Annotated in this window: 1 protein-coding gene; it reads right to left on the bottom strand. The window is 42.4% G+C overall.

The window, feature by feature from the left end; all coding sequences use genetic code 11:
* Positions 1-476 (bottom strand): ISAs1 family transposase (locus WR49_RS20750; RefSeq protein ID WP_046225281.1); only part of this gene is annotated, 476 nt, incomplete at both ends.

Genomic DNA, 476 nt, shown 5'->3' with positions numbered 1-476 from the left:
CTAAGAAATCTGTATTGTGAACAACCATACTCAAACGCGTTTCTGTACGACCATGTCCTTTCTCTTGAGTGACGTATTTATCGCCTTCAAAACTATTAAGCATACTAGAATTAAACACTTGGCTAATCGCTTGCTCCAATCGTTTTTGATTACCTTTTACCGCTAAGAGGTAATCTGCATCTTGGGCGACTATCTTTTCAGCTATATCCTTCTGGCATCCCATAGCATCAATCGTCACTAAACAACCTCGTAAGGAAAGCATTTCAAGCAGTTCAGGGATCGCTTTGATTTCATTGCTCTTGTCTGCTGTTTTAACCTGCCCTAACACAACTTGATTTGCTGCACTAAACGCACTAACCATATGGATTGCACCACAACGCTTGTCTTTGTTGTATGTGCCTCTGAGAGTTTTGCCGTCGATAGCAATCACTTCGCCCTCAGTCACCTCATGGCAGTCTTTCATCCACGCAGTAAAG

This window comes from Vibrio sp. ECSMB14106 (genome assembly GCF_000972265.1).
Classification (GTDB): domain Bacteria; phylum Pseudomonadota; class Gammaproteobacteria; order Enterobacterales; family Vibrionaceae; genus Vibrio; species Vibrio kanaloae.
Note: the sequence above shows the minus strand (reverse complement) of the source record. Positions and strands in the feature narration are given on the sequence as shown.